8 protein-coding genes and 2 riboswitches are annotated in these 9,174 nt (G+C 54.2%); of the genes, 2 read left to right on the top strand and 6 right to left on the bottom strand.

The features are described 5' to 3' along the window. Positions 1-36: 36 nt before the first annotated feature. Entirely contained in the window at positions 37-1,266 is a 1,230-nt protein-coding gene (locus CIK74_RS10105; RefSeq protein WP_096256095.1) for an ROK family transcriptional regulator, read from the bottom strand. Positions 1,267-1,451: 185 nt separating this feature from the next. Between CIK74_RS10105 and CIK74_RS10100 the strand changes: the two genes are divergently transcribed. Then, positions 1,452-1,871 (top strand): NUDIX domain-containing protein, encoded by a 420-nt coding sequence (locus CIK74_RS10100; protein ID WP_096256094.1) that lies wholly within the window; start codon positions 1,452-1,454, stop codon positions 1,869-1,871. 77 nt (positions 1,872-1,948) lie between these two features. Here CIK74_RS10100 and CIK74_RS10095 read toward each other — a convergent pair whose 3' ends face one another. From CIK74_RS10095 to CIK74_RS10075, 5 genes are all read right to left on the bottom strand, one after another. Further along, entirely contained in the window at positions 1,949-3,826 is a 1,878-nt protein-coding gene (locus CIK74_RS10095; RefSeq protein WP_096256093.1) for an ABC transporter ATP-binding protein, read from the bottom strand. Between the two features lie 66 nt (positions 3,827-3,892). Further along, positions 3,893-4,387 carry an HNH endonuclease gene (locus CIK74_RS10090; protein ID WP_096256092.1) on the bottom strand — a complete coding sequence of 165 codons (495 nt, stop codon included), beginning with the start codon at positions 4,385-4,387 and terminating at the stop codon, positions 3,893-3,895. A 225-nt stretch (positions 4,388-4,612) separates the two neighbouring features. Beyond that, positions 4,613-5,470, bottom strand: coding sequence for a C40 family peptidase (locus tag CIK74_RS10085; RefSeq protein WP_096256091.1), 858 nt, complete (start codon positions 5,468-5,470; stop codon positions 4,613-4,615). A 3-nt stretch (positions 5,471-5,473) separates the two neighbouring features. Beyond that, positions 5,474-5,643: riboswitch (cyclic di-AMP (ydaO/yuaA leader) on the bottom strand. 124 nt (positions 5,644-5,767) lie between these two features. Then, a complete protein-coding gene (locus CIK74_RS10080) occupies positions 5,768-6,799 on the bottom strand; it encodes a M23 family metallopeptidase (protein WP_096256090.1) in 1,032 nt (343 codons plus the stop codon). Between the two features lie 4 nt (positions 6,800-6,803). After that, positions 6,804-6,987: riboswitch (cyclic di-AMP (ydaO/yuaA leader) on the bottom strand. Between the two features lie 73 nt (positions 6,988-7,060). Next, entirely contained in the window at positions 7,061-7,759 is a 699-nt protein-coding gene (locus CIK74_RS10075; RefSeq protein ID WP_096256089.1) for a metal-dependent transcriptional regulator, read from the bottom strand. A 261-nt stretch (positions 7,760-8,020) separates the two neighbouring features. Here CIK74_RS10075 and serC point away from each other — a divergent pair, with 261 nt between their 5' ends. Further along, a complete protein-coding gene (serC, locus tag CIK74_RS10070) occupies positions 8,021-9,142 on the top strand; it encodes a phosphoserine transaminase (RefSeq protein ID WP_096256087.1) in 1,122 nt (373 codons plus the stop codon). The last annotated feature ends 32 nt before the right edge of the window (positions 9,143-9,174 follow it).

The raw sequence follows: 9,174 nt of genomic DNA, 5'->3' as shown, positions 1-9,174 counted from the left end.
GGAAGGGAACCACGGTCTTTAGTCTTGCGGAAATGCCTAGCGCAATAGTAACGCGGTGGCCTTCGGTGAAAGTGAGGCATCCATGACTACGCATGCGCCACCAATGGCGCCGACTTGCGAGCCAAGAGTTGAGCTTCGAGTACCAAGCTCGTGCACTCCGCGTAGGCCAAAGCGACGCTTTACGGCCGCATCAACGTCGTCGGAGACTAGCTCGCGCACCTTGTCCCACTGTGGGCCGCCAAAAACAACTTCGCTTACGTCTAAGGCGTTTGCTAGTTGACCGGCAACTTCACCAACGCGAACCATTGACTCTACGATAAGTTCCTTGGCAACAGTGTTGCCTTCCAGAGCAAGTTCGGTGAGTCGGTTCAGGCCCTCTGAGCGCTGCTCTGGGCCCATGATCTCGTACGAAGGCAATTCCAGGCCGCGCTCCTTGGCCTGTGCGGCCATGAACTCGTATGAGGTGCCTGCGGCCAAGCAATCATCTGCACCGCATTCTTCGCAGGAAACCGACTTCTGCCCGGTGGAGAAGTGCCCAATTTCGCCAGCGTTATTGCTTGATCCGTGGTGGACTTCGCCATCGATGACAATGCCTGCACCGAATCCATGCCCGCAGTAGACGAAGACGAAGTCATCGGACTTCTCTTCCTTGGACTGCCATAGCTCGCCGACAGCGGAAGCTATGGTGTCTTTCTCAATGATGACCTGTAGGCGCAACAGCTTACGTAACGGAGTTACCAGCTCAACGTCTGCCCAACCGTCCAGTAGTGGTGGGTTTAGTACCACGCCGTCTTCAACGTTGACCGGCCCTGGCACGGCGATACCCACACCAACGATGTGCTTTTTAGGTATGCGAATCTCGGCGATCATTTCCTTGACCGTGTCAGCCATCAGCTGGATGGTCTCGGTAGCTACCTCAAGGTTTGGTAGATCGATACTGCGCTCGCGCAGGACTTCACCGCGCAGGTTCATCGCGACAAAGGTCAGAACGCTAGGGTCAAGGTGAATACCGATAGAAACTAGGCGGTTTCCCTCTAGTTCAAGAACGGTACGTGGCTTACCCGGTCCGGAAACGATGGTGCGATCTTCGCGAACGATGCCGTCGTCAAGCAGACGACGTACTACGTTTGAGATTGTCTGTGGTGAAAGTCCAGTCGAACCTGCAAGCTCCACACGGCTGATGCCGTCTGGGGCTCGTCGGATGGACTCTAGAATTACCGCCTGATTAAAATCGCCTAGGCGGCCTAAGTTTGTACCCCGTCGCATTAATGCTCCATAGATCTATAAAGTTGATGGATCGATCTCTCCATTCCAACGTACTGCCAAGATTCCGACACATGATTCGAAACTGCGAGTTGTCGAATCGTAGTGCCTCTCAACTAAAAACGTTGGAGATCCATTAATGCACGTTACCATTGGTCATACGTTTTCACACGCGATATTGTGTTTTGATGATGAAAACTTTAACTATTTCTGCAGCGTGTTTAATCAACGACCAAGGACAAATACTCCTGGTTCGCAAGCGCGGAACAACAAAATTTATGCAACCTGGCGGGAAACCAGAACCCGGAGAAACACCTATAGAGGCCGTAATGCGCGAAGTCTCCGAAGAATTAGGCGTGGATTTTGAAGCAAAGGACCTCGAACCATATGGAGAATGGAGTGGTCCTGCGGCGAATGAAGAAGATACGTCAATCCAAGCTTATTTATTCGCCGCAAGATTTAATGGTTCACCCGAACCGTTAGCCGAACTCGAAGAGCTCTTGTGGATTGATCCGCGGGATGCCCTATTACGCAATGACATTGCACCACTGTTAAGAGAACACGTTTTACCTACCTTGTTGGCCAACGCGAATGACATGGGTGCCTAGTTTCATCAACGATTTCCAAGTGATGATATGCCTAACGTAGTTCGCATCGTTTCCGCGGGCACTTTGACCGGGAGATTCTACTGAGGTTCCGCACCGTGATCAGAGCTGAACTGCGTCTGATAAAACTTTGCGTAGGCACCGTTTTCGCCTAGCAAACTTAGATGAGTGCCACGTTCGACAATTCGCCCACCATCAATCACAAGGATTTGGTCAGCCTGGCGGATAGTGGACAAGCGGTGAGCAATCACTAACGCTGTGCGGTTTTCCAAAGCCCTGCTCAATGCCAGTTGCACTGCAAGTTCACTTCGTGAGTCCAAGGCAGCAGTGGCCTCGTCCAGTATCACCAGCCCTGGATTGGCCAGAATCATACGAGCGATAGTCATACGTTGACGCTCCCCGCCCGAAAGGCGGTACCCGCGTTCTCCGACCACGGTTTCCAGCCCATCCGGTAAGGATTCGATCTGCGTTCTTAACTGCGCGTCTTCCAAAGCTGCCCAGAGCTGCGCTTCCTCAGCTTCCGGGTTGGCCAACAGGAGGTTTGAACGTACCGTCTCGTGAAGCAGATGCCCGTCTTGGGTCACCATTCCCAACTCGTGATAAAGAGATACGAGCTTAAGCTGGCGTAGATCATACCCGTTAAGGGTAATACCTCCCCCGCGCACATCGTAGAGTCGAGCGAGTAGCTGCGCAATGGTGGATTTACCCGCACCGGATGAACCCACAAGCGCCACCGTTTGCCCTGGTTGAATCTCGAAGGAAATATCATGCAAAATTTCCTCACCGCCACGTCCGTCTAATACCGCGGTCTCCTCCAGCGATGCGAGGGATACTTCCTCGGCACTCGGATACGCGAACGTCACCCGATCAAATTTCACTGCCACCGGTTCGCTGGGTAAAGCGATCGCATCTGGAGCATCCTTGATCAACGGTTCAAGATCCAGTACCTCGAAGACACGGTCGAAGCTGACCAAAGCGCTGGTAATTTCCACTCGCGCGTTCGCAAGCCCTGTGAGCGGTGTGTAGAGCCGAATAATGAGCATTCCGAGCACCACCACGTCGCCGGCGGCCATGTCTCCACGCAGGGCATAAAAACCACCAAGTCCGTAGACCAGAGCCAATGACAGCGCCGCGACGAATCCCAGTACCGTTACGAACGCAAATTGCCGCAAGGTCATCTTGATACCGATATCGCGAACACGTGCGGCGCGCAGACCAAACTGCGTTGATTCCTCGTGCGGACGGCCATAAAGTTTGATCAGCGTCGCCCCGGGCGCCGAAAAGCGCTCGGTCATCTGTGTGCTCATTGAGGCGTTCAGATCCGCCGATTCCTTACGTAAACCCGCCAAGGATTTACCGAAACGTCGGGCCGGGAGCAAGAATATCGGGAAGAGTACCAAAGCCAGCAGCGTAACTTGCCAAGAGGTTGTGAGCATTACGATCGCGGTCAAGACCAGCGCCACCGCGTTGGAGACGATCCCTGACAGTGTTCCTGCGAAGGCGGCCTGCGCACCGATTACATCGGAATTAAGTCGTGATGTCAGCGCACCAGTTCTTGTCCGTGCGAAGAAAGCGATCGGCATCTTTTGTACGTGGTCGAACACCTTCGTACGAAGGTCATAGATGATCTGTTCGCCGAGGGTTGATGATTGCCAGCGGACTAACATTGCAAAAATGGAGTCCAAGACTGCGACTATCACCATAGCAATGGCTAGATTGCGAATTGTCGCCCAGTTCCCCTGACCCACAATTGCGTCCACGACTCGTCCGGCGAGTACTGGAGTGATCACTGCTATCGCAGCAGAAAGTACGGAGAAAATCACGAAGACTATGAGCCTGGCTTTGTAATTAAGCGCGAATCTAAAAACGCGTCCCGGGGTATCGGGCCGATAAGCCCGTCGCTGCTCACTTTTAGACAACTGCCACAGCGTGCTCCACGCCGCGCCTTCCATGCTCACAAGTTACCTCCGTGAATTGTTCAGATAGTACTAACGTCTCAACATCTCACGGAGTGTAGATATTTCCTAGCTGGCATGAAGATATTGATTCCATGAAGCATCAATATGTTCTAACCCGGAGACTAGGTGTCCGCCCACGCGCGGCTGATGTGGTGTGAGTAGCAATTGCCAACCGAGCTGAGCGAGCATTTTGTCTGCCTTGCGACTATTGCACGACAGACACGCTGCTACTAGGTTTTCCCAGGTGTTCTGTCCTCCCCTACTGCGCGGGATCACGTGGTCGATTGTATTGGCAGTTTTCCCACAGTATGCACAACGAAAGTGGTCCCTACGAAGAACGCCCCTACGGGTCACATGGATCATGTTCCTGTAGGGGCGTCGTACATATCGTTTTAACACGATCACGGTGGGTCGGGGTAACTCCCTGTCAGTTCCTCGAACCGGTGAATCATCGTCTTGCAAGATGATCGTTGCTTTTTCTGTAAGCACAAGAATAAGCGCTCTACGAAAAGTCACCACTGCCAGTGGCTCAAATCCTGCGTTCAAAACCAACGTTCTCATGCGCATACTTCCTTCAATGAATTCGTACGCATCACTTGAAGTTGATGACGACGAGCTCGTCTCGGTTAGTCCTCTTGCCGTTAGCCTATGCGATGTGTCGCATATTCGGGGCTAAAAATAGGAAGATATTCGCTGATTTTCATCGCGAAGTAGCATGGAGTTCACTGTGTTAAACGACCATTGGCCACCGAACTTTACGTTCGATGGCCAATGGGAGCAGGCTGTTTAGCGAGCTAGGGTGTAGTACCCGTACAACGGGTTGCGTGTTACCGAGTGGATCATGGTACCGACGCTTGGGTTCTGTGCGCCGATCATCTGGCCACCACCGAGGTAGATGCCTACGTGGCCTCCACCGTTCTGGAACACCAAGTCGCCAGGCTTCGGGCTGCTGGTGCGCTTGAACTGGCCGGAGCCTAGAATCGCGGAGGTACCGCGAGCAATGTTGATGCCGTGCTGCGCGTAAACATACTTTACGAAGCCGGAGCAATCCCAGCCGCTTGGAGTGTTGCCGCCCCAGACGTATGGAACGCCTGAGTACTTGGCTGCAGTTCCTGCAATACCAGTCAGGTTCGAGCTAGGAGCCGAAGTTTCCTTCTTGGTTTCCTGCTTCTGGGTCTGAGTTGGTGCGCTCTGCTGGCCGTTGCCGCCACGGTTCTGGCGGGTCATTGGTGCCATGGAGTCAGCACTTCCCGAAGAATCGGAGCTACCCGAGTTCTGACGGGTGGTTGGCTCAATGCTGTCAGCAACAGCGATAACGACTGGCTCTGGCTCAGGCTTTGGTTCAGCGGTGAAGCTGGCGCGCTCGATGTCGACCTTGTCGGCCTTCTTGGTGTCGACCTTGACGGTCTTTACCGACACACGCTCAGGGTTGATGGTATCAACTGGCGCCGCGGATACATCGCGGGGCGCGGTAGCCTGGCCTGGAACGCCTAAGGTGACGATCAAACCGGACGCAGCAGCAACAACGGCTGCCTGTCGGCCAACTGAGCCCGCGTTAGACGCTACGGCCTGAGAAATCGCCTCTAGCGAGTTAGTGCGTGGCACGTCGGCGCGGCGACGTCCATGGGTTTGACGCTTGGTCACAATAATGCCTCTCCTTGATTCCTACGAGGTAAGCTGTCGGGTTCGAAGTGGAGTTACCTCGGTGGATTCGAAGTTTCCTTCTTGTCCACTTAACCCCTAGGGTTGTTAGTCAAAACTAACGACCCGATGTTGGTTCCCCCGTCACTGCCGTACGAGTTGTGTATAACTGCTCATTGCATGCTGGCAGTGCTCGGATCACACGCAATGTTGCTCAGGGCTTCCCCCTGGCACGCAGATAAGCCTATAGGACTATCTTTCAAATGTCACGTTTTGATCACGGTAAGGTGACGTTCAACGTTATAACCAGCCTGCTGGGTCTTTGAACTGCCCATCAACGATGACCTCAAAGTGCACATGTGGGCCCGTCGAGTTACCGGTACTGCCGGCCAGAGCGATCACATCGCCTCGCTGAACCTTGTCACCGACCTTGACTAGGAGTTTGGAGTTGTGGCTATAGCCAGTTTCCAGCCCATTTCCGTGACCTAAGGTAACTCGTTGACCGGAGTGACCGGCCCATCCAGAGACCTCCACGGTGCCCGAGGCAGCCGCGTAAACCTTTGTGCCGCTCGGCACACCGTAATCTGTGCCACTGTGGACCATGAAGCCGGCGCCGGTTGGATTCTTGCGATGCCCGAAGGGCGAAGTAATGCGGTTGCTATCCACGGGACGCTCAAGCAGACCGCCCGTCGAACCGATCTTCTGGATATTTCCACCGGAAGCGGTAAGAATTTCCGAAAGCTTGTTTTCGTCGGCGACACTTGGATTGATATCCGACTTCAGTGCGGCACGCTGAACCTCTAGCCCGGCATTTTCCGGTGCCTTAACATCAACAACAGCGGAAGTCGCGGTGCGCTGAGCACTAGCTACGGAAGCTGGCTCGTCCGGCTCGGCTCCATTGAGTTGCGGGGAAACCGCTGCGAGGGCCAAACCTGATACCGCGGCAACGGCCGCGATCTTATGTGTGAACCCTAGTCGGGAAACTTTTTTAGGTGATGCGTGGAGACTCTGAACGAGCTCCCCATTACTGGCTACGGCACCTTCGGAAGCCATAACTGGCTTGGCCGTGGGTAGGGCAATGACGTTTCCGTCAACATCCTGAGCCGCAAGAATTTTCGACGTTGGTGCGATACCGTAACGCTGTCCCGATGTGAATCGGCGTCCAACATAGTCGGCACACACTGGTGCGATAATTTCTAATGCTTCGACAGTAGCTTCGCGCGATGCGCGGCGACCAACGGGTCGTTCGGTAGCAGCTGTTGCGATTTCAGCGATCGCGTCGATTTCGACATCTGCTGCGCGACGTCGACCCGTCGTCCTGGTTTCTGCCAAAACATTCCTCTCACATCTACACCTGCGAAGTTAGCTGTCGGGTTCGGCCCTGTGATTGGTCCGGTCTTGCTTATTGGCATGACTTCACCCCAAGACGAATGACTCGTCAGATGAGTGGGTTCCCCGCTATTGCCCTAAAAGTTCTTGTCACATCCGGAAGGCAGGGCAATACTCGGTGTTTGCGCTTTCGGAATCGGCATTAGATAAACCTCTAACGCCCTCGCATAACCCTACCGGTCGATCGGAAAAGTTACAATTTCGTTATCTTTGATTTGTACGAACAAAGACGTGTGCACTGACCTCGACTGGCAACTCTAGGGCGCCTTCGATGCCTTGCACACGGACCACAACGTAATCATCGGCGCGCTCTAGATTGACTATCGCTCCGGGACGGATTCCGCCCTCATTCAGTTGTCCGAGCAGGATTGGGTCCGTTTGGATCGGCTCAGCCAAGCGGTCGATCGCCAGCGGCCCGACGTTTCCGGAGAGCAATGCGTTATCCAGGTTCTCAACCTCAGATGAGATTTCCGTTACTTTCGGTCCACCTAAGACTTCAAGGCCCGGGATCGGATTACCGTAAGGAGAAACTGTTGGCTTGCCCAGCAAGTCATAAAGCCGACGCTCAACACGCTCACTCATGACATGCTCCCAGCGACAAGCCTCGTCATGTACGTACTCCCACTCAAGGCCAATCATGTCCGAAAGTAGGCGCTCAGCTAGACGATGCTTGCGCATCACGCCCGTAGCCAGTTCGTGACCTTTTTCAGTCAAAGCCAAATGACGGTCGGTGGAGACTACAACGAGTCCGTCGCGTTCCATCCGAGCGACAGTTTGCGACACAGTAGGCCCCGAATGCCCAAGACGTTCCGCGATTCGCGCACGCAAGGCCACGATCTCTTCTTCTTGAAGTTCAAGAATGGTGCGCAGGTACATCTCAGTTGTATCGATAAGGTCAGACACGTTAGCCACTCCTGGAAGTCACAACAGTTAGGTTCGTTTGAAAAAACGGAACGTCAGTATGCAACTCTACTTGGTTGTGGAGGCGTTCCCTGCGACCACAGCATAAATTGCATGTCGTAACCGACGGTCCGGTTTTTCTCTCATCCCCTCGCAATTTGCGAAGATGTTAACTGAAACGTCGAAACTATCCTGAACTATTCCATATTTACGGAACACCGTCGGGATACCAGCACTTTCAACCAAACGCTAAAGAGGAGCGCGATGAGCACCGGCATCAACATTCCAAAGAACCTTCTGCCTGCCGACGGAAGATTCGGCGCAGGCCCTTCAAAGGTTCGCCCGGAACAAATTCAGGCAATCGTGGACGCGAGCGCCAACCTATTGGGCACCTCCCACCGTCAGGCGCCAGTCAAAAACCTGGTTGCGTCCGTGCAAGACGGTCTTAAAGAAATGTTCAGCGCCCCTGAGGGCTACGAAGTGCTTCTGGGCGTCGGGGGATCCACAGCCTTCTGGGATGCCGCCGCATTCTCTCTGGTCCGCAATAAGGCACAGCACCTGTCCTTTGGCGAGTTCGGCTCGAAGTTCGCCAAGGCCACCGATAAAGCGCCATTCCTTGCCGCTTCATCGATTATCACCGCCGAGCCGGGCTCAGTGCCGACTCCTGTTGCCGAAGCTGACGTAGATCTCTACGCATGGCCTCAAAACGAAACCTCCACCGGAGCCGCTGCCCCGATTCTGCGAGTAGCAGACGCCAATGAGGATGCACTTGTGGTTATCGATGCCACCAGCGCTGCGGGCGGATTAGATGTAGATCTGTCACAGACCGATGTCTACTACTTTGCGCCACAAAAGAACTTTGCCTCCGATGGCGGACTGTGGCTAGCTTTCTTCTCCCCCGCCGCAATGGCTCGCATTGAGGAAATCGCAGCGACCGACCGCTGGATCCCGGACTTCTTGAACCTGAAGACCGCTCTAGATAACTCGCTGAAAAACCAGACCTACAACACCCCATCGCTGACCACGTTGGTCACCTTGGACGCTCAGATCAAGTGGATAAATTCAAATGGCGGTCTCAAGTGGGCTGTGAAACGTACCGCGGAGTCTGCAGGGAAGATTTATGCCTGGGCAGAAGCTTCTGAGTTTGCAACGCCCTACGTCACCAACCCGGAACACCGCTCCAATGTCATCTCGACCATTGACTTTGATGACTCGATTGATGCCACGGCCATCTCCAAGGTCTTGCGCGCTCACGGCGTGGTCGATGTTGAGCCTTATCGCAAGCTAGGCCGCAATCAGCTGCGCATTGCTACATTTGTGGCGATCGACCCAAGCGATGTTGCCGCCTTGCTGCAGAGCATCGACTACGTCGTCGAACAGCTCTAACCACGCAGTTAGCACAACGGTCCGCGGATGAA

This window comes from Glutamicibacter sp. BW77 (genome assembly GCF_002332285.1).
Taxonomy (GTDB): domain Bacteria; phylum Actinomycetota; class Actinomycetes; order Actinomycetales; family Micrococcaceae; genus Glutamicibacter; species Glutamicibacter bergerei.
Note: the sequence above shows the minus strand (reverse complement) of the source record. Positions and strands in the feature narration are given on the sequence as shown.